This is a genomic window from Halopseudomonas laoshanensis, assembly GCF_008365385.1.
Lineage (GTDB): Bacteria > Pseudomonadota > Gammaproteobacteria > Pseudomonadales > Pseudomonadaceae > Halopseudomonas > Halopseudomonas laoshanensis.
Genome location: NZ_QOVF01000002.1, coordinates 222,672 through 240,005, shown reverse-complemented (window position 1 = coordinate 240,005; position 17,334 = coordinate 222,672). Strand labels below are relative to the sequence as shown.

The 17,334-nt window shown below is 59.3% G+C and carries 18 protein-coding genes; 14 read left to right on the top strand and 4 right to left on the bottom strand.

Features of this window, described 5'->3' with window-relative positions:
* Positions 1-131: 131 nt before the first annotated feature.
* A complete protein-coding gene (locus DT594_RS07720) occupies positions 132-2,267 on the top strand; it encodes a methyl-accepting chemotaxis protein (RefSeq protein ID WP_149332158.1) in 2,136 nt (711 codons plus the stop codon).
* Here the strand turns inward: DT594_RS07720 and DT594_RS07715 are convergent, their stop codons facing one another.
* The 3 genes from DT594_RS07715 to DT594_RS07705 are packed head-to-tail and all read right to left on the bottom strand — an operon-like array spanning position 2,268 to position 3,356.
* The gene (locus DT594_RS07715; protein ID WP_149332157.1) at positions 2,268-2,918 is read right to left on the bottom strand and encodes an SOS response-associated peptidase; all 651 of its coding nucleotides are present in this window, start codon (positions 2,916-2,918) and stop codon (positions 2,268-2,270) included.
* Positions 2,919-3,161, bottom strand: coding sequence for a putative signal transducing protein (locus DT594_RS07710; protein WP_149332156.1), 243 nt, complete (start codon positions 3,159-3,161; stop codon positions 2,919-2,921).
* Positions 3,162-3,356 (bottom strand): CPXCG motif-containing cysteine-rich protein, encoded by a 195-nt coding sequence (locus DT594_RS07705; protein WP_149332155.1) that lies wholly within the window; start codon positions 3,354-3,356, stop codon positions 3,162-3,164.
* A gap of 115 nt (positions 3,357-3,471) precedes the next feature.
* On the opposite strand from DT594_RS07705, the gene DT594_RS07700 reads away from it, so the two are divergent.
* A complete protein-coding gene (locus DT594_RS07700; RefSeq protein ID WP_149332154.1) occupies positions 3,472-4,644 on the top strand; it encodes a 1-acyl-sn-glycerol-3-phosphate acyltransferase in 1,173 nt (390 codons plus the stop codon).
* On the opposite strand, the gene DT594_RS07695 is transcribed toward DT594_RS07700, so the two are convergent.
* Positions 4,612-4,887: a hypothetical protein gene (locus tag DT594_RS07695; protein WP_149332153.1), complete on the bottom strand. Its 276-nt coding sequence runs from the start codon at positions 4,885-4,887 to the stop codon at positions 4,612-4,614. The genes DT594_RS07700 and DT594_RS07695 overlap by 33 nt on opposite strands.
* Positions 4,888-5,166: 279 nt before the next feature.
* On the opposite strand from DT594_RS07695, the gene DT594_RS07690 reads away from it, so the two are divergent.
* The 12 genes from DT594_RS07690 (at position 5,167) to DT594_RS07635 (ending at position 17,317) form a co-directional block, all read left to right on the top strand.
* Positions 5,167-5,628, top strand: a complete 462-nt coding sequence (locus DT594_RS07690) for an outer membrane lipoprotein (RefSeq protein WP_096348335.1) — start codon at positions 5,167-5,169, stop codon at positions 5,626-5,628.
* 297 nt (positions 5,629-5,925) lie between these two features.
* Positions 5,926-8,649: a hydrogen gas-evolving membrane-bound hydrogenase subunit E gene (gene mbhE / locus DT594_RS07685; RefSeq protein ID WP_149332152.1), complete on the top strand. Its 2,724-nt coding sequence runs from the start codon at positions 5,926-5,928 to the stop codon at positions 8,647-8,649.
* Positions 8,649-9,050 (top strand): sodium:proton antiporter, encoded by a 402-nt coding sequence (locus tag DT594_RS07680; protein WP_149332151.1) that lies wholly within the window; start codon positions 8,649-8,651, stop codon positions 9,048-9,050. The genes mbhE and DT594_RS07680 overlap by 1 nt, the downstream gene beginning before the upstream one ends.
* The gene (locus DT594_RS07675; RefSeq protein ID WP_149332150.1) at positions 9,047-10,552 is read left to right on the top strand and encodes a proton-conducting transporter transmembrane domain-containing protein; all 1,506 of its coding nucleotides are present in this window, start codon (positions 9,047-9,049) and stop codon (positions 10,550-10,552) included. Before DT594_RS07680 ends, DT594_RS07675 begins: the two co-directional genes overlap by 4 nt.
* The gene (locus DT594_RS07670) at positions 10,552-11,037 is read left to right on the top strand and encodes a Na+/H+ antiporter subunit E (RefSeq protein WP_149332149.1); all 486 of its coding nucleotides are present in this window, start codon (positions 10,552-10,554) and stop codon (positions 11,035-11,037) included. The genes DT594_RS07675 and DT594_RS07670 overlap by 1 nt, the downstream gene beginning before the upstream one ends.
* Positions 11,034-11,405 (top strand): MrpF/PhaF family protein, encoded by a 372-nt coding sequence (locus DT594_RS07665; RefSeq protein ID WP_149332148.1) that lies wholly within the window; start codon positions 11,034-11,036, stop codon positions 11,403-11,405. The genes DT594_RS07670 and DT594_RS07665 overlap by 4 nt, the downstream gene beginning before the upstream one ends.
* Positions 11,402-11,779 (top strand): monovalent cation/H(+) antiporter subunit G, encoded by a 378-nt coding sequence (gene mnhG / locus DT594_RS07660; protein WP_149332147.1) that lies wholly within the window; start codon positions 11,402-11,404, stop codon positions 11,777-11,779. The genes DT594_RS07665 and mnhG overlap by 4 nt, the downstream gene beginning before the upstream one ends.
* 139 nt (positions 11,780-11,918) lie before the next feature.
* On the top strand, positions 11,919-14,711 hold the full coding sequence (locus DT594_RS07655; RefSeq protein WP_149332146.1) for a monovalent cation/H+ antiporter subunit A: 2,793 nt from the start codon (positions 11,919-11,921) through the stop codon (positions 14,709-14,711).
* Positions 14,711-15,040 carry a Na+/H+ antiporter subunit C gene (locus DT594_RS07650; RefSeq protein WP_096348327.1) on the top strand — a complete coding sequence of 110 codons (330 nt, stop codon included), beginning with the start codon at positions 14,711-14,713 and terminating at the stop codon, positions 15,038-15,040. Before DT594_RS07655 ends, DT594_RS07650 begins: the two co-directional genes overlap by 1 nt.
* On the top strand, positions 15,037-16,560 hold the full coding sequence (locus DT594_RS07645; RefSeq protein WP_149332145.1) for a monovalent cation/H+ antiporter subunit D: 1,524 nt from the start codon (positions 15,037-15,039) through the stop codon (positions 16,558-16,560). Before DT594_RS07650 ends, DT594_RS07645 begins: the two co-directional genes overlap by 4 nt.
* Positions 16,557-17,063, top strand: coding sequence for a Na+/H+ antiporter subunit E (locus DT594_RS07640; RefSeq protein ID WP_149332144.1), 507 nt, complete (start codon positions 16,557-16,559; stop codon positions 17,061-17,063). Before DT594_RS07645 ends, DT594_RS07640 begins: the two co-directional genes overlap by 4 nt.
* The gene (locus DT594_RS07635; RefSeq protein ID WP_149332143.1) at positions 17,048-17,317 is read left to right on the top strand and encodes a K+/H+ antiporter subunit F; all 270 of its coding nucleotides are present in this window, start codon (positions 17,048-17,050) and stop codon (positions 17,315-17,317) included. Before DT594_RS07640 ends, DT594_RS07635 begins: the two co-directional genes overlap by 16 nt.
* Positions 17,318-17,334 lie beyond the last annotated feature (17 nt).

Sequence of the window (17,334 nt, the reverse complement as noted above, 5' to 3'; positions counted from 1 at the left end):
CGGCATGCAGCGTATGTATCACGCTTTGACCGTAGATTCAGCAAAAGTATTCAGATTTGCCAATTCGTTCTGAAGATTTGGCCGCCCCTGCCGATACCGAGATATTGCGACACACTTAGCCGAGGTAATGCATGAAATTCAAGTCTATCCAGTTCGCCATTGCAACGTTAGCAGGCGCCAGTCTGTTTGTCGCAGTTGGCATTATGACGCTGTATAGCCTTTACGCGGCCGAGCGTAGCCAGGATTTCGTTCAGGGCAGTAGCCAACAGTTGCTCGAGGATCAGGTCGAGCGCCGGCTGTCGCAATTGGCTGCAGGTGAAAGCCAGCGTATTCGCCGCCGGCTGGAGTACCCCTTCGTGGTTGCCCAGCAGCTCGCGCAGCTGAACCAGTTGCTTGACGAGCTGCAGGACGATGGGCTGCCGAGCTTGATGATGAGCCGCGAGGAAATGAATCGGGTCATCCGTAAGACATTGAGCGAAAACCCCGAACTGCTTGGCGTTTACGTTGGCTGGGAACCCGAAGCCTTTGATGATCTTGACCAGTATTTTGAAGGCGTAGAGACCGATGGCTATGACGGCACGGGCCGGTTCATGCCCTGGTGGTTCCGCAATGCCGATGGCGAACTGGAACTGGATTCGCTGAGCGATCTGGAAGACGAAACCCTTAGCGATACCGGCGTGAGAGTCGGTGAATATTACCTTTGCCCTAAGGAAACCCTGGCCGCCTGTGTAAGTGACCCCGCGCCCTACGATGTCGGCGGCGACGAAGTGATGCTGGCTTCCTTCACCGTGCCGATCATCTCTGACGGCGTGTTCAAGGGGATCGTGGGTGCTGACCTGTCACTGGATTTCATCCAGGACATGCTGATCCAAAGCAACGCCAACCTGTTTGACGGCAAGGGTGAGCAGGCCTTGATCAGCGGCAATAACCGCATCGTCGCCTACACCGGCGAGGGCGGGGTCGCAGGCGACCCGGCTGAACAGATTCTGGATGCCAACGAGATTGCCAATATTGCCAACCTGGGTGACACGCTGCTGTACGACCTGGATGAAGAGGGCGGGCATATCGAGTTGATGATGCCGATTCCGATCGGCGATACCGGTAGCCGCTGGATACTGATGATCTCCCTGCCTACTGACGTGGTGATGCAGGAGTTGAACAGTCTCAGTGCCGCACTGGATCAGCGTCAGACTGACGATGCACTGATGATGATTATCATCGGCCTGGTGGTGGCGCTACTCGGGCTGGCAGTGATGGTGCTGGTCGGACTGGGCCTGTCCAAGCCGGCGCGCCGGCTGGTAGCCATGCTTGACGATATTGCCCGCGGCGACGGCGATCTGACCAAGCGCCTGGCGGTGGATCGCAAGGACGAGCTGGGGGATATTGCCCGAGGCTTCAACGCCTTCCTCGACAAGCTGCAGGCGATGATTCGCGAAGTGGTCAGCTCGGTACAGCAGGTCACGGACGCGTCGGAGAATACCGCAGATATCGCCATGCGCACCAATGATGGGATTCAGCGCCAATTGAGCGAGATTGATCTGGTGGCGACTGCAGTCACCGAGATGACCGCCACAGCGCAAGACGTGGCGCGTAACGCAGCGCAGGCGGCGGAAGCGGCGAACAATGCGGACGGCTCGGCGAGTCATGGCCGCGATGTGGTCAAGTCCACTGCCAATGCCATTCAGGACTTGTCCGAGGATATTCAGAAGGCGGTTGCCAGTGTGCAGTCGCTGGCGCGTGACAGCGACAACATCACCGGTATTCTGGCGACCATCCGCGGGATTGCCGAGCAGACCAACCTGCTGGCGCTGAATGCGGCTATTGAAGCCGCCCGGGCCGGGGAACAGGGGCGTGGGTTCGCTGTGGTGGCCGATGAAGTGCGCAACCTGGCGCAGAAGACGCAAAGCTCTACCGAAGAAATTCAAACCATGATTGAACAACTGCAAAAGGGCACGCGCGATACGGTCAAGGTGATGGAGCAGAGCCGCGTACGGACCGAGCAGAGTGTATTGCAAGCGGAAGAAGCGGATGCTGCGCTGACCTCGATTACCCAGGCGGTATCGATCATCACCGAAATGAACACCCAGATTGCCAGCGCGGCAGAGCAGCAAAGTGCGGTAGCGGAAGACGTCAACCGCAACGTCTCGACCATTGATCAAGTCGCCAAGTCAGTGGCAGAGGGTGCGCAAGAGGCCTCCGAAGCCAGCGCGGGCCTGACCAAGCTGGCCGAGCATCAACGCCGTCTGATCAACCAGTTCAAGGTCTGATCAGACTTCGGTTATAACCCTACCGCTTGGCGTGCAGCATTGCGCGCCTTGGGTGCCGGGGCTGCTCATTGCCGGATTCACTGGGTGCATCATGCCCACCAGTGAGCTGGCGTTGAGCAGCAACGGCTGCAGATGGCTGGTGGCCGTGGCATTGGCCAGCCAGATCGCCTGCTCACCGCTGTTCAGAGTCACGGGCATGCGTTCACCCAGGCGTGCCGGCAAACCTTTCGCCGGCACGGTAATGAGTGCGCAACTGTCCCAATAGCTGCCGTCGTCCAGACTGTACCTTTCCCAAAGCCCCGCAAGAGTCAGCCCGCCTTTTTGGCTGCGCAGATACCAAGGCTGCTTGCGCTTACCCTGCACCTGCCAGACAAAAAAACCATCTACCGGAATCAGGCAACGCCGCTGCGCCAGCGCCTGGCCGAACATGGGTTTTTCATGCAGAAATTCGGCTTTGGCACTGAAGGCGGCGCGATCCAGCTGCTTTAGCCAGGTGGGGGTGAGGTTCCAGAGCACGCTGGCACATTCCAGGTTGCCCGCGGTCTTGCGCAGAATCAGCAACGGCTTGCCGGGCGCAATGTTCCAGGCCGGGCGCCAGCCTTCCGGCATGACCGCAACAGGCGGGGTAAATTGGGCTAGGCGACCGCTCATTCAGTCTTCTACGTCCATGTCGGGCATGATCGGTGTCGCGGTCTGCCAATCACTGATCAGCTCGCGGGCATGCCCGAGATCTTCCGCCGCAACCCAGATGCCCAGCAGGTCGAGGGCCGGAAGTTCCCCCATGGCGCCTTGCAGATACTGGCCACTGAGATGGCAGCCGATGTGATGGTCTTTCAGCAGGTGCTGGAGCAGTTGAGCTTCGGCCATATCCTGAGGCTGGTAGGCGCAGAGCATTCAATCCTGCTCCCGGCGCAGATCCACATGATAGTCGTCCTCGTGCGAATCGATCCACAGATTGACGTGAATCGGTTGGCAGCAGACCTGACAATCTTCCACATAGGACTGGGTGCCACCGGTCAGATCCAGCAGCAGACTGATGGTTTCCCCGCAATGGGGGCATTGTAGAAGCGCTTCATCGATCGCCTGCATGGGAGTGCCTTTGAGCTGCCTGGTTGAATACCCTGCAGTGTAGCCTCATCGTCATTCTGGCGAAACCAGCCGCTGGGCCGCATAATGCGCGGCTGAATCTGCTGCAAATGAGGATATTATGGGTGAGTTCGACGCGATAAGACCGTACTCCGACGAGGAGGTGCCTGCGGTGCTTGATCGCTTGCTGCAAGATCGCGATCTGCTGGGCATGTTGGCGCGCTACCGTTTCCCCACGCTGACCCGCTGGATGCCGGGCGTCATGATGCGCTTGGTTGAAGCCGGCCTGCGCCGTGAGAGCAAGGGCATCAGCAGCGTCGAAGCGCTGCAGCACAAGCTCGAACCTTACATGACCCGGTTGATCGAACGCAGTGCGATTCAGGTGACCTATAGTGGCCTGGAGCACTTGCGCAAGGATCGTGCTCACCTGTTTTTAGCCAATCACCGCGATATCGTCATGGACCCGGCTTTCGTCAATTATGCGCTCTACCATGCCGGGCATCCGACGCCGCGCATAGCCATCGGCGATAACCTGCTGCAACGGCCCTTCGTCAGCGATCTGATGCGCCTGAACAAGAGTTTTATCGTGCACCGCTCCGTCAGCGGACGCCGCGAGAAGCTGGCGGTGTATCAATCGCTGTCGGCTTATATCAACCATTCGATCACTACCGGCCACTCGATCTGGATCGCTCAGGCGGAAGGCCGGGCCAAGGATGGGCAGGATGAAACGGATACTGCCATCATCAAGATGTTGTGCATGAGCCGCAAGTCAGAGCCTTTCACTGACGTGCTGGCCTCGCTGAACCTGGTGCCGGTATCCATTGCCTACGAATGGGACCCCTGCGACCAGATGAAGGCGCGCGAGCTGGAACAGCGTGAGCGTACCGGTAGTTATACAAAGGAACCCGGTGAGGACGATCGCTCAATCGCCATGGGCCTGACCGGCTATAAGGGCCGGGTGCATGTGGCCTTTGGCACGCCGCTGGATCAGCCCCTGGCAGACGCCAAGGCGGTTGCGAAGGAGGTCGATCGGCAGATTCTGTCCAATTACCGACTATATCCGAGCAATTATCTGGCGTTCGAACAATTGCCGGATGCACCGCCGATCGACATCGGTCAGTGGCGCGAAGAGTTCGATTCCGCGACCCTGGCCATGGAGCAGCACCGCTTCGAGCAACGTCTGGCCGCGTGCCCGGAGGCGCAACGGCCGTGGTGGTTATTGCAATATGCGAACCCGGTCATCAGCCGGGCGCGCTCGTTACAATTGGGTGCTGATCAGGCTGAGCAGTAGACCGGCGCCCAGGCATAAGCCGCCGACGCGGTTGAACATGCGATTGATGCGCAGGGTTGCCGGGCTCGGCTCTTGGGTAACGCCCGCCGGGCTGGTGGCCAGTTGGCTCAGACTGCGGGCACTTCTGATCTGGGTGGCGAGCAATAGCCAACTGCCGCTCAGGGCATAGAATAACCCCAGGGCGTTGATCACCAAGGCGGAATGCTGCGAATAAAACATCCAGGCTGCGTGCAGCAAGGGCATGCGAATACCTCCGGACTATCTGTTCGGACAACCGGCACGGTTTTATTGTTTTTCTGGCTGGGTGAATCGAAGCGTAAAATGGAAAGACTGAGTATCGATCTATATCGATCCCGACTGAAAACGGGCGCGATTATAGCGCGGCGCTCTTGGCTTTTCGAGCGTGGCCGATACATTCTGTCTGAAAATCCCTGTACCGGAGGGAGCTGATATTGCGATCCAACGCAACGTTTGTGCTGATAAAGCGTCCAATATTCTGAGTTTAATTTAACGGGGTTCATTATGAGAAAGCACATTGTCCTTACCTGCCTGCTCGGCTCGCTGCTAGTCCTGGGTGGCTGTGCCTCCAAGCTGACCGGTGACACCTATAGCCGCGAGGACGCTCGCGCGCCACAGACCGTCCGCATGGGTACAGTTGAATCGGTGCGGCCAGTTCAGATCGAGGGCACCAAGACCATTATCGGGCCAGCCGCAGGCGCTGCAGTAGGTGGTATCGCCGGCAGCTCGGTGGGCGGTGGCCGTGGCAGCATGATTGCCGGGGTTATTGGCGCCGTGGTCGGTGGTATGGCCGGTGCGGCCACAGAAGAGGGTGTGACCCGCAGCCAAGGCGTTGAGATTACCGTTACCGAAGACGATGGCCAGACTCGCGCCTTTGTTCAGGAAGCGGTTGATAATGTGACTTTCGCACCAGGCGATCGCGTTCGCGTTCTCACCGTAAACGGCGAATCGCGCGTCAGCAAATAAGCTTGTTTGCCAATTGATGGTTACCCGTGGCCGGCTCGGATAAGCGCTTTAGCTTGAGTGAGCCGGCAGGAACAAACGCTCGAAAGGCCTCTTTTTCGGGCAATTTGATTCAAATTGCTACGAGCCCTCTGCATTTTTCTTCTTATTTATCTGTCCCTTTCTACAGGACGCAGCTCTTGAATTGAGCGTGTCTGTCAATATGTTCCTGGCTGTTCCAAGTGTGTAGATTAAAAAGTATCGACGATTGCCGGAGCGCATTGTTCATGCCCCATCCACACCTGACAGGACGCTGTTGATATGTTGGCCTGCCTGCTGGCCATACTGATCAACGGCTTGTGCGCACCTTTTGTATGGCGTCTTTCAAAAGGTCATGCGGGTCTGCTGTTGGCGATAGTGCCCGCTGCCTGTTTCACCTGGTTTGCACTGCAGATCCCCGAGGTGGCGGGCGGCAGCGCGATCTTCGAGAGCTGGGCCTGGGTGCCGGTTCTCGATGTGGCGTTGGGATTACGTCTGGATGGGCTGGCGCTGCTGTTCGCTCTGCTGATCACCGGTATCGGCAGCCTGATAGTGATGTACTCCGGCGCCTACTTGCACGGTCATCCGCAGCTCGGCCGCTTCTACGCCTACCTGTTGGTGTTCATGATGGCCATGCTCGGGCTGGTGCTGGCCGATGACCTGATCGCGATGTTCGTGTTCTGGGAGCTGACCAGTATTGCCAGTTACCTGCTGATCAGTTTCAACCATGAAAAGCCGGCCTCACGGCGTGCAGCCCTGCAGGCGTTGCTGATCACCGGCGGTGGCGGCTTGGCGCTGCTGGCCGGGTTGGTGCTGCTGGGCATTGCCGCTGATACCTGGCAGTTCTCCCAGTTGCAGGCCGAGCTGGTACAGGCCCATGCTTTGTTTCCAGCGATCATGGTGCTGGTGCTGATTGGTTGTTTTACCAAGTCCGCGCAGTTCCCGTTCCACCTCTGGCTCCCCAACGCGATGAATGCGCCTACGCCGGTGTCCGCGTATTTGCATTCGGCAACCATGGTCAAGGCCGGCATCTACCTGCTGGCCCGGCTTAACCCGACGCTGGGCGGCGGGTTGGGCTGGAGTACGGTGCTGATTACGCTGGGGGCATTGACCGCATTGCTCGGCGCGGTTCTGGCGATCCGTCAGTATGATCTCAAACGCATGCTCGCCTACACCACGGTCACCGTGCTGGGTCAGCTGACCATGCTGATCGGTACCAACACCAGTTACGGCTTGCAGGCATTCGTGCTGTATCTGGTTGCGCATTCGTTCTACAAGGGGGCGCTGTTTATGGCCGTCGGTGCGATAGATCACTCGACCGGCACGCGGGATATTCGCCGGCTTGGCGGGCTCTTCGCGCTCATGCCGCTGACGGGCATTGCCGTGGGCCTTGCTGCCTTTTCCAATGCAGGGTTGCCCCCTTTCTTTGGCTTTATCGCCAAGGAATTCAAGTACGCCGGGCTGATCGAAATGGGCACGATTGGCTGGACAGTGACGCTGGTAATGGTCGTAACCAATGCTCTGCTGGTCGCCGCCGCAGGTCTGATTTTTTTCAAAACCTTCTTTGGCGCGCGGGGTAGCTGGGATGCTCAGCCCCACGAAGTTGGCCCCTTTATGCTGGCTGGGCCACTGTTGCTGGCGGTCGGCGGATTTGGCCTGGGCGCCTGGAATCAATGGCCGGAAACCTGGCTGGTGAATACTGCGGTGCAGGCAGCGGCCAGCGGTGAAGTAGATGTGAAACTCTATTTGTGGGGCGGCATCACGCCAGCGCTCATCGCTAGTGCGTTGACCTTGGGGCTGGGCACAGTGTTCTACTTCCGCGCCGACAAGGTTCGCGCTTTGGCCGGCCGGCTGGGTAGCGTCTGGCGGTTTAGTGGCGACCTGCTCTGGGACAAGTCACTCAAACGCGTGTTTCAGTTCGCCAGTTCGGTCGCCGGGCTGTTTCAGCATGGCTCCCTGCGGTTGCATATGGCGTTAATGACCCTGGTGGTCAGCATCAGTGTGCTTGGCGGGCTGCTATTGATGAAGGCGCAGCCGTTCGATGGTCATGCGTTATCCGAGGTTTCGCTGCCAGGAGTGATCGGCTGCATGTTGGCATTGGGTGGGGCAGCCGGCGCGGCCTTTATGGCTGGCCGCCTGGCTCTGGTGGCCTCGCTGGGTGCCAGCGGTCTGGGTCTGGCATTGTTTTTTGTTTCGATCAATGCGCCGGATGTGGCGTTGACGCAGCTGATGGTGGAAACCCTCACCGTGGTATTCCTGGCCATGGTACTAAGGCGCATGCCGATGGTTCCGGCCAGCGGCGACAACGGGCTGGGTACCAACATCTGGCATGCCGGGGTGGCGGTACTCTTTGGCTTGGCTGTCAGTCTGTTGATCATGACAGCGGTCAGTCAGCCGCTGCCGGGTGATCTGGCTGACTGGTTCCTAGCCAACAGCTTGCCTGCTGGTTATGGCAGCAATGTGGTTAACGTGATTCTGGTGGATTTTCGTGCGGTGGATACCTTGGGCGAGATTCTGGTGGTGGCGATTGCCGCCCTCGCGGCGTCGACACTACTGGGTGCTGGGCAGGTGCAAGAGCAGAAGCCGCAGGGGCTGCCGGAGTTTGGTTCAATTTTGCTGCGCCAGGGTATGCGCCCGCTGGCGACCATTTTGTTAGTGGTCTCGCTGGCCATCCTCTGGCGCGGGCACAATTTGCCCGGTGGCGGTTTTATCGGCGGCCTGGTCGCGGCCACAGGTTTCACCCTGATGGTGGTGACCTTCGGTCGTGGTATCCAACGCGGGCTGTCGCGTATTGCACCCACCACGATAATTGGCCTGGGCCTGGCCTGCGCGGTGGGTGCCGGGTTATTTGGTCTGGTCTCGGCGTCAGCCTTTATGACCGGGTTCTGGATTGAACCCTTCGGGCTGAAGTTGGGCACGCCCCTGTTGTTTGATGTCGGGGTATTTCTGACGGTTTTCGGCTCGGTCATGCATATGGTGCGCAATCTGATCGGGAGGGCTGCCTGATGGAATGGGTCGGCGCCATTACCGCGGGCATCATGGCCGCGCTGGGGGTATGGATGATGCTGGATCGGCACCTGATGCGGGTGGTGCTGGGTATCGCCGTACTGGGTAACGCGATCAATCTTGGCGTGCTCAGTGCGGGCCGTTTTTCCGGCAGCGAGGCGGCTTTTACCTTTGCTGGTCAAGGTATACCTGATGCGGCTAACCCTTTGCCGCAGGCCTTGGTACTGACGGCTATCGTTATCGGTTTCGCTCTGTTTGTATTTGCTCTCGCGGTGCTCAAGCGGACCCACGAGTTACACGGTGACAAAGACACCGATCGGGTCAGTCAGGTAACCGAGGAGCCGGCACCCGATGAGGATGAAGAGCAGCGCCCGCCGCAGGACGAGGAGGGCAAGGCATGAACACGCTTATCGTGCTGCCGATCCTTATTCCGTTAACCACCTTGCTCCTGGCCTTGTTGGGTAAGCGCCATCACGCCTGGGTTACGGCTTTTAGTTTGACTGGCGCGCTGATGCTGGTGCTGACCGGGGTCTATCTGGTGGTGCTCGCGGCCGAGGGTAGGGTGTTGAGCGCGCAGATGGGTGGTTGGGTCGCGCCATACGGCATCAGCCTGGTGATCGACCGGTTGTCTGCGGTGATGGTCGCAATTACCGGGGTGATTGGTCTGGCCACACTGGTTTACTGCTTCCGGCAGCCGATGCCGGCGAATTTCCTGCGAGATGCGCATTTGTTTGTGCAGGGCCTGCTGGCCGGCATCTGTGGTGCCTTCATTACTGCTGACGTCTTCAACCTGTATGTCTGGTTTGAAGTCCTGCTGATTGGCTCGTTTGCGCTGATCGCGCTGGGCGGAGGTGAGCGGCGTTTGTCCGGCGCCATGACCTACCTGGTTTTGAATATGCTGGCGACCTTGCTGTTTCTGCTCGCTGCCGGGTTGGTCTACGGCGCCACCGGCACTTTGAACATGGGTGAGCTGGCGCTGCTGTTCCGCGCCGAGGAAGCTAGTGATGGCGCCTGGTTGGGCGTGATTCTGATGTTGGTGTCATTCTCGATCAAGGCTGCGCTGTTCCCGCTGTTCGGCTGGTTGCCTGCCAGTTATCACGTGGCCTGGACGCCTGTCTCGGCGCTCTTTGCCGGGCTGCTGACCAAGGTCGGGGTGTACGCGTTGATTCGTCTGGTTACGCTGCTCTGGCCGGAACCGGGTGTGGTGCATTCCGTGCTGTTGTGGGTGGCCTGCGCGACCATGATCATCGGTGTGCTGGGGGCTGCGGCGCAGACCGAAGTGCGGCGCATACTGTCGTTTCACATTGTCAGCCAGGTTGGCTACATGGTTCTCGGCCTGGCGTTGGCCACGCCCATAGCGCTGGCGGGCGCGGTGTTTTATTTGATCCACCATATTGTGGTCAAAGCCAATCTGTTCTTCGTCGGCGGCATCGCTGCGCGTATCACCGGCTCCGAGCGATTGGCCGCCATGGGCGGGTTGTACGGGCGTACACCGATGCTGGCGATTCTGTTCGCCATTCCGGCATTGTCGCTGGCTGGTATACCGCCTTTGTCCGGCTTTTGGGCGAAGTTCGTGCTGGTCAAGGCGAGCCTGGAAGCCGGCGTATGGGTCGCCGCGTTCTTCGCGCTGTTCACTGGCATATTCACTTTATTGTCGATGAGCAAGATCTGGAATGAGAGCTTCCTCAAGGCGCATCCGCATCCGCAACTGCTCGGGGTATCGGGGAACGGGCCGCGTGGGGCCTGGGTCACGGTTACGGTATTGGCGTTGATTACTGTGGCTATTGGTCTCGGCGCCGGGCCGGTCATGGAGTACGCCATGGCGGCGTCGACGCAGTTAATTGAAGCCCCGGCTTATCTGCAGTTGCCGGATGAGCGCCTGCTGGAAGGGAGGGCCGAGTGATGGTGACTGTGCATGTATTGCTCGCTACCCTGCTGGCCGCCGTTGTGGCGACGCTGAGCCCGCTGTATTGGCTGATCGCCTTCGTTGCGCTCTATCCGATATTCAGACTCTGTGGGTTGTTCCATCATGCCAGCCGACTGTATGCACTGCGCATAGAGGCAGGGCTGGGCTTCGTGCCCTGGTTCACCTACCAGATATTCCGCGCCTCGCTAGATGTGGCCAAGATTGTGCTGAACCCGCGCTACCAGATCGAACCTGCGGTCGTGCGCGTTCCGGTGCATAGCCGTGACAAACGCCTGATCACGCTGCTGGGCTGCTTGCTGACGCTGACGCCGGGTACCCTGGCCCTCGACTACCGCGCAACTACCGGGGATATGTTCGTGCATGTATTGGATACCCGCTCGGCCGATGCCGTTATCGCTGCCATCGGCGAGATAGAACGACGCTTATTGCGCTGGGTGCAGCCGTTGGGAGCGGAAACATGACTGTGATATTGGCGGGAGCTGGCTGGGTGCTGCCGCTGGCAGGCGGCATGTTGGTGATCAGTACGCTGCTGGTCATGTGGCGTCTGTTGGTCGGGCCGAGCAGGCCGGATCGGGCGGTCGCGGTGGATGCCCTGACCATGATCGGTGTCGCCGGGGTAGCCGTGTTGGCGCTGATGAGTGAGCAGGCGGTCCTGCTGGATGTGGCCATTGTGTTGGCGATTGTCAGCTTCCTTGGTAGCGTTGCTTTCGCGCTGTTATTCACCGGTACGCATAGTAGCGATCATCCCCATGGCCAGCCGGGAGGCCGGCCCCCGGATTGCCGGCCACCGGATTGTCAGCCGCCGCAGGACGAAGGAGGCGAGCGATGAATGAATTCCTCGCCCTGGCCGCATCCGTTTTGATATTGCTCGGCGCCTTGTTCAGTCTGCTCGGCGCTCTCGGTGTCTGGCGGCTGCCTGATGCCTATACGCGTATGCATTCGGCGAGCAAAGCGGGCGCACTTGGCGCGATCTTGATATTGCTTGGAGTGTTATTCGCCACCGGCGGAATCGCCTGGGTCGAGACGCTACTGGCGATCGCGGTGTTGCTGGTCACCGCGCCATTGGCGGCCCATGCCATATCCCGGGCGGGGCATATGGCCGGCGTCAGGCCCCAGGTTGGACCGCTCGGGGACGCTCTCGAGCGCGCCAAGGATCAGGGCTTGGATCAAGGGATGGATCAAACCGAAAAAGCGCAAGAGTAATATGTGGATATTCAATCTATTGGCTGAATTCATGACAGTGCAAGGCTGTGTGTGGATAATGGACCGCTTGTCCTGGGCCATGAGTCCCGACCAACAGCATGTAAGAAGCCTGAAAGGCCATTGATGGAGTAAGTCCTGCATGACCCTGGCGCTGATTGTATTGCTTCCCCTGTTGGGGAGTTTGTTACCTTTGTTGACCGTCCGCTATGGCCGCTCGCTATGTGCGTTGGCCACTATGCTGGCCCCGGTGATTGGCCTGTTCCTGCTATGGGAACTGGCTCCGGTCGTGTTTGACGGCGGCGTAGTGGTGCAGAGTTGGCCCTGGCTGAGCCAGATTGGGCTGAATCTGAGTTTTCGGTTGGACGGCCTGGGATTCCTCTTTGCGCTGCTGATCCAGGGGATCGGCATTCTGGTTATTCTCTACGCGCGCTATTACCTGTCAAAACGCGATCCGATGGGCCGCTTCTTCGCCTTCCTGCTGTTATTTATGGCGGCCATGCTCGGCGTGGTGCTGTCGGAAAACATGCTGTTGATGATGTTTTTCTGGGAGCTCACCAGCCTGTCCTCGTTCCTGCTGATCGGCTATTGGTCGCACTCCACGGATGCGCGCAAAGGCGCACGCATGGCGTTGGCGGTCACCGGCGGCGGTGGCTTGGCGCTGCTGGCTGGCGTGCTGCTGCTGGGCCAGATGGTGGGCAGCTATGAGCTCACCGATGTGCTGGCTGCGGGTGATCTGATCCGCAGCCATGCTTTGTATCCGGTGGTGCTGGTGCTGATTCTGCTAGGCGCCTTTACCAAGTCCGCGCAGTTCCCTTTCCATTTCTGGCTACCCCACGCCATGGCGGCGCCAACGCCGGTTTCGGCCTATCTGCACTCGGCGACCATGGTCAAGGCCGGGGTGTTTCTGTTGGCACGGTTCTATCCGGCACTCTCCGATACCGATCTATGGTTCTTCCTGGTCAGTGTCACCGGCATGATCACGCTGTTGGTCGGTGCCTGTACGGCATTGTTCAAGCATGACCTCAAAGGCCTGCTGGCCTATTCGACCATCAGTCACCTCGGCCTGATTACGCTGCTGTTTGGTCTGGACACGCAATTGGCGGCGGTCGCTGCGGTATTCCATATCATCAACCACGCGACCTTCAAAGCCTCGCTGTTTATGGCTGCCGGGATCATTGATCATGAGACCGGTACGCGGGATATGCGCCGTATCAATGGTCTGTGGCGATTCATGCCACACACCGCGACGCTGGCAATGGTCGCCGCCTCGGCGATGGCGGGCGTGCCGCTGCTTAACGGCTTCCTGAGCAAGGAAATGTTCTTCACCGAGACCCTGGAGCAGAATCAGTTCGGAGATTTCAGCTGGGTGATTCCGCTGGTCGCGACTCTGGCCGGGATCTTCTCGGTGGCCTATTCGCTGCGCTTTATTCACGATGTGTTCTTCAACGGCAAACCCTTCAACCTGCCCAAGTATCCGCCGCACGAGCCGCCGCGCTACATGAAGGTGCCGGTCGAGATCCTGGTGGCCCTGTGTCTGCTGGTGGGGCTGTTACCGGCCTTTACCGTCGGCAGCTTGCTGGCAGTGGCGGCGAGCGCGACCATTGGCGGTGAGTTGCCCTATTACAGCCTGGCCATGTGGCATGGTTTCAACCTGCCGTTGATCATGAGCATTGTGGCGCTGGGGCTGGGCATCTTGCTCTATGCCAAGCGCGGCCGCGTGTTCGAACTCTATGAGCGACTGCCCGAGCGGGACGGCAAACTGGTGTTCGAGGAGGTGGTGCAAGGGCTGGTACGCAAGGCTGGGCAGTTCACCCTGCTGCTGGAAAACGCCTCCTTGCAACGTTATCTGGCCTGGATGCTGTCTGCGGCGTTGGTCGTCAGCGGTTATTGGTTGCTGCAATTGCCATCCTTACGCGGCGACGTGGCGCTGAGCCCGGTGGACGGGGTCACCGCCGTCGGTGCCTTGATGCTGATGATTGCCGCGGTGGCCACGGTGATCTGGCATAAGCAGCGTTTGGTCGCCTTGGTCATGCTCAGTGTGGTCGGGTTGTTTGTGGCGCTGGCATTCGCCCGCTTCTCTGCTCCTGATCTGGCCCTGACGCAGCTGTCAGTGGAGGTGGTGACCATCATTCTGCTGATGCTGGCGTTGTTTTTCCTGCCGCGGCTGACCCCTGCAGAGTCCTCCGGCCTGCGTCGCACTCGCGATCTGGGGCTGGCGGGTATGGCCGGCTTGCTGGTGTCGGCTCTGTCCTTTGCGGTTATGACCCGGCCGTATGAAACCATCGCCGGCTATTTCCTGGAAAACAGCGTGTCCGGTGGCGGCGGTACCAACGTGGTCAATGTGATTCTGGTTGATTTCCGCGGTTTCGATACCCTCGGCGAGGTCACGGTGCTGGCCATCGCGGGCGTTGCTATCTATGCGCTGATTGACGGTCTGCGCTTGCGCATACCGGACACCGATGCGCTGGGCCGGCCCTGGAGCAAGGATGCCCATCCGTTCATGCTGGTTAATCTGTCCCAGGTGATACTGCCGCTGGCGCTGATGGTCTCGGCCTATATCTTCCTGCGCGGTCATAACCTGCCCGGTGGCGGCTTTATTGCCGGGCTGATCACCGCCGTGGCGCTGATTCTGCAATACGTGGCCAGTGGCGAGAAATGGACCACCGAACGTTGGGGTGTGAACTATCACCACCTTGCCGGTTGGGGCGTGATTATTGCTGGCTTGACTGGTTTGGGTAGCCTGTTCTGGGGTTATCCGTTCCTGACCAGCTCATTCGGTTATTTCAATATCCCCTTGATCGGCAAGACCGAGCTGGCGACCGCCATGCTCTTCGATCTGGGTGTGTATCTAACGGTGGTAGGAGCGACATTGTTGATTCTGGCCAATCTGGGCAAACTCTCTACCGGCCGCGCAACCCAGGAGGCCGACTGATGGAACTGCTATATGCCCTGACGCTGGGCCTGCTGACTACCTGCGGTGTGTACCTTTTGCTACGTGCCCGAACCTTTCCCGTGGTGGTTGGCCTGACGCTGATCAGCTATGCGGTCAATCTGTTCCTGTTCGCCATGGGTCGCCTGAATACCGGCATGCCCGCCGTTATCGGCCGCGCCGCTGAACATGCCGACCCGCTGCCACAGGCACTGGTACTGACGGCTATCGTGATCGGTTTCGCGATGACTGCGTTTGCGCTGGTACTGGCGCTACGTGGTCAGGGCGAGCTCGACAGTGACCATGTTGACGGCAAGGGAGACCGCGGATGAACCACCTCCCGGTGTTGCCCATATTGGTGCCGATGTTCATGGGCGCTGTGCTGTTGCTGATTGCGCGCAGCCAGATGTCGGTCAAGCGCAGCCTGTCTCTGGGCGCGACCATTTTGCAGGTCCCCCTGGCGTTGATCCTGATGAGTCAGGCGGGTGAAGGTATTGGCGTGTATGCCGCCGGCAACTGGATGCCACCCTTTGGCATCGTGCTGGTGGTAGATCGCTTGGCCGCGCTGATGCTGTTGATCACTGCAGTCCTTGCGGTCGGCGCGATTCTGTACGCGTTGCGCGGTGATGACGGGTTGGGTCGCAACTTCCACGCACTGTTCCAGTTTCAGCTGATGGGCATTAACGGCGCATTTCTGACCGGCGACCTGTTTAACCTGTTCGTCTTCTTCGAGATTCTGCTGATTGCCTCCTATGCCTTGTTGTTGCATGGCGCTGGGTCGTCGCGGGTCAGGGCCGGGCTGCATTACGTTTTGCTCAATCTGTTTGGCTCGGCGCTGTTCCTGATTGCGGTGGGTACCTTGTATGGCGTGACCGGCACGCTGAACATGGCAGATCTGGCGGTCAAGATCGCCGAAGTGCCAGTCGCCGATGCCCCCTTGGTGGGTGCTGCGGGCATGCTGTTGTTGGTGGTGTTCGGGCTCAAGGCGGCGATCTTTCCGCTGTACTTCTGGCTGCCGAAAGCCTATTCCGCAGCCAGCGCCCCGGTGGCAGCCCTGTTTGCGGTGATGACCAAGGTCGGCCTGTATTCGATTTTGCGCGTCTACACACTGATGTTCGGCGACGATGCCGGCATGCTGGCCTTCATGGCTCAAGACTGGCTCTGGCCAATCGCGTTGATCACCATTGCGATGGGCGCCATCGGCGCATTGGCCGCCAGCAGTCTTAATGGCCTGGTAGCCTATCTGGTAGTCGTTTCAGTTGGCACGCTGCTGGCGGGCATTTCGATCGGCACTCAGGAAGCGCTGGCGGCCAGTCTGTATTATCTGATGCACACCACCTGGATCAGCGGTGGGTTGTTCCTGTTTGCTGGCATTATCAGCCGCTTGCGCGGGCCGCGCTTCGCATCTCGTCTGGTGCCAGGCCCGGAGATGCCCGGCTCGTTGATGCTCAGTGGCGTGTTCTTTGTCGCCGCTGTATCCGTTGCAGGGATGCCGCCGCTATCAGGATTTATCGGTAAACTGCTGTTACTCAGCGCCGCAGGCAGCGGCATGTTGGCCGGCTGGCTCTACGCGATTGTGTTAGGCAGTAGTCTGGTCACTCTGGTCGCGCTAAGCCGCGCCGGCAGTACCTTGTTCTGGCGTCGCGATGCGGCGCCCGATGCCGGAGAGCCGCTGGATCCGCTGCGCATGACAGCGATGTTGGCGTTGTTGGTGTCGAGCCCGTTGCTGGTGGTCTTTGCCGCGCCCGTACTGGAGTACCTGAATGCCACGGCGGCGCAGTTGCTTAACCCGGATGAGTACATTCAGCAGGTGCTGACCCTGCAGTCATTCGCGCCAGGAGGTCAGCCATGACAACGCGCAGAACCCTTTTGCCGCACCCCTGGCTGAGTCTGTTTCTGGTCGTGGTTTGGCAGCTGATCATGAACGATCTCTCTGCTGGCACGCTGATCATGGGCTTCTTTCTGGCCTGGGGTATTCCGCTGATCACCCATGTGTTCTGGCCAGACCCACCGAGGTTACACAAGCCGCTGGTATTGCTGCGTTTTACCCTGCGGGTACTGGGCGATATTCTCATGGCCAATCTGGATGTGGCCAAACTGATCCTTGGGCCCAGCAGCAAGCTACGGCCTGCCTTTGTGGAGTACCCGGTTGAACTGACCCACGACTTTGCCATTCACCTGCTCGCCAGTACCATCTCGCTGACGCCTGGCACTGTGTCTTCGGACATCAGCGATGATCGCAAAACACTGCTGATTCACGGCCTGGATGTGGCCGATGAGCAGGAACTGATTGAAACCATCAAACAGCGCTACGAGCGGCCGCTCATGGAGGTCTTCCAGTGCTCCACTCCGTAATTCTACTTTGCCTGTGCATCATGGCCGTGGCAGTGGTGCTGAACATGCTGCGTCTGCTCAAGGGCCCGGACCTGCCAGACCGCATCCTGGCGCTGGATACGCTGTATATCAACGCCATCGCACTGATCATCCTGTTGGGTCTGTATCTGGATTCTGATCTGTTTTTTGAGGCAGCACTGCTGATTGCAGTGATGGGCTTTGTCGGCACAGTGGCGATCGCCAAGCACCTGCTGCGGGGTGACATCATTGAATAGAAAGCCGAATAACCAGC

Bases quoted from the DNA above. Each gene is read 5' to 3' on its own strand.
- DT594_RS07720 (WP_149332158.1), top strand. From the start codon at position 132: ATGAAATTCAAGTCTATCCAGTTCGCCATTGCAACGTTAGCAGGCGCC.
- DT594_RS07715 (WP_149332157.1), bottom strand. From the start codon at position 2,918: ATGAGCGGTCGCCTAGCCCAATTTACCCCGCCTGTTGCGGTCATGCCG.
- DT594_RS07710 (WP_149332156.1), bottom strand. From the start codon at position 3,161: ATGCTCTGCGCCTACCAGCCTCAGGATATGGCCGAAGCTCAACTGCTC.
- DT594_RS07705 (WP_149332155.1), bottom strand. From the start codon at position 3,356: ATGCAGGCGATCGATGAAGCGCTTCTACAATGCCCCCATTGCGGGGAA.
- DT594_RS07695 (WP_149332153.1), bottom strand. From the start codon at position 4,887: ATGCCCTTGCTGCACGCAGCCTGGATGTTTTATTCGCAGCATTCCGCC.
- DT594_RS07690 (WP_096348335.1), top strand. From the start codon at position 5,167: ATGAGAAAGCACATTGTCCTTACCTGCCTGCTCGGCTCGCTGCTAGTC.
- mbhE (WP_149332152.1), top strand. From the start codon at position 5,926: ATGTTGGCCTGCCTGCTGGCCATACTGATCAACGGCTTGTGCGCACCT.
- DT594_RS07680 (WP_149332151.1), top strand. From the start codon at position 8,649: ATGGAATGGGTCGGCGCCATTACCGCGGGCATCATGGCCGCGCTGGGG.
- DT594_RS07675 (WP_149332150.1), top strand. From the start codon at position 9,047: ATGAACACGCTTATCGTGCTGCCGATCCTTATTCCGTTAACCACCTTG.
- DT594_RS07670 (WP_149332149.1), top strand. From the start codon at position 10,552: ATGGTGACTGTGCATGTATTGCTCGCTACCCTGCTGGCCGCCGTTGTG.
- DT594_RS07665 (WP_149332148.1), top strand. From the start codon at position 11,034: ATGACTGTGATATTGGCGGGAGCTGGCTGGGTGCTGCCGCTGGCAGGC.
- mnhG (WP_149332147.1), top strand. From the start codon at position 11,402: ATGAATGAATTCCTCGCCCTGGCCGCATCCGTTTTGATATTGCTCGGC.
- DT594_RS07655 (WP_149332146.1), top strand. From the start codon at position 11,919: ATGACCCTGGCGCTGATTGTATTGCTTCCCCTGTTGGGGAGTTTGTTA.
- DT594_RS07650 (WP_096348327.1), top strand. From the start codon at position 14,711: ATGGAACTGCTATATGCCCTGACGCTGGGCCTGCTGACTACCTGCGGT.
- DT594_RS07645 (WP_149332145.1), top strand. From the start codon at position 15,037: ATGAACCACCTCCCGGTGTTGCCCATATTGGTGCCGATGTTCATGGGC.
- DT594_RS07640 (WP_149332144.1), top strand. From the start codon at position 16,557: ATGACAACGCGCAGAACCCTTTTGCCGCACCCCTGGCTGAGTCTGTTT.